Source organism: Mesorhizobium sp. M2C.T.Ca.TU.002.02.1.1, from assembly GCF_003997225.1.
The window spans coordinates 1-1208 of sequence record NZ_RZTO01001231.1; the positions used below are offsets into that span (position 1 = coordinate 1).

Below are 1208 nucleotides of genomic sequence, written 5' to 3' on the forward strand. Positions count from 1 at the left end.
GCCGGGCACATATCGCCGGTCAGGACGAGCATCAGCGTCTTGTACTTGCCGATTGCTCTCAGCAGCCTCTGGGTGCCGCCGGCGCCCGGCATGAGGCCGAGTTTGACCTCCGGCTGCCCGAAAGTGGCTGTACGCGCCGCCACGATGATGTCGGCATGCATTGCAAGCTCGCAGCCACCGCCCAGCGCGAAGCCCTCGACCGCGGCAATGACCGGTTTCGGACATTTCGCGATCACATCCCAGTAGCGATGGGTGCGTTGAAGAAGCACGTCGGCGGAGCCGAGCTTTTCAAACGCTCTGACGTCGGCGCCGGCGGCAAAGTTGGCGCCGCGCCCGGCAATGACGATGGAACGGATCTCCGCGTCGTCTGAGAAGCTTGCCACCGCAGCGGCCAGCTTCTCCCGCACTTCGAGATTGATTGCGTTGCGGACTTCGGGGCGGTTGATCTCGACCAACCCCACATTGTCGAACGGGCGGCTCTCCACCACAACAAGAGACTGATCGCTCGCGGGACGCATTCGTACCTAGCACATGGAATTTAATTTCATATCCGTGACTATAGTCAGCGTCAGCGAAGCCTGCAAGGCTAACATGGACGTCCTGACGACTATTCTCCACACCGCTCCGGAAACGATGTCCCGTGGGCGTTCGAGGCGCGTCTGGGCGGTTCGTGGGAGCGGCTGCGGTGCGGCGTCGCTGCTTGAGTTTGCAGGCATCCGGCGTGCCGAAGCGCGCCATGGTCCAGCCTATGCGGCTCGCTTCGGCGTAAGCTTCAAGGTCAGCACCGCCGCGGCGTCGACGGCCTTGTCGGTGTAGAGCAGCGGCACGTAGTCGCCCGCCGCCCAGAGCGGCGCCATGTCGCCGTAATGGTCCGACCGCGGATCGCCGGATTGGCCCGGCGTGTTGATGCAGACACTGTTGTCCCAACCGCCGACATCGACGACAATCCGGAAGGAGGCGCCGATGGTGAGCCGGAAGTCGGTGGGGCGGTAGGAGCCGTTCATCGGCGTGCTGCCGCTGCCGCCGAAGGGGAAGGGGCCGACATTCCATCGGCCCCCGGCATTGGCGACCGCTCCTGCCGGATGCTCGAAAAGCGCCTCGTGCAGGCGGCCCCATGCCCATTCATCGGTGTCGGGGCCGAGCATCTGCCGGCATGCGTCGTAGGCTTTCGACAGGCTGCCCAGCGCCATCGCGGCCCGGACCCCGGG

2 protein-coding genes are annotated in these 1208 nt (G+C 65.1%); both read right to left on the reverse strand.

The features are described 5' to 3' along the window. Positions 1 to 518, reverse strand: a 518-nt coding sequence (locus EOD07_RS35015) for an enoyl-CoA hydratase-related protein (RefSeq protein ID WP_127238404.1), incomplete at its 3' end; no start/stop codon positions are given. Between the two features lie 228 nt (positions 519 to 746). Next, positions 747 to 1208, reverse strand: a 462-nt coding sequence (locus EOD07_RS35020) for a penicillin acylase family protein (RefSeq protein ID WP_164772873.1), incomplete at its 5' end; no start/stop codon positions are given.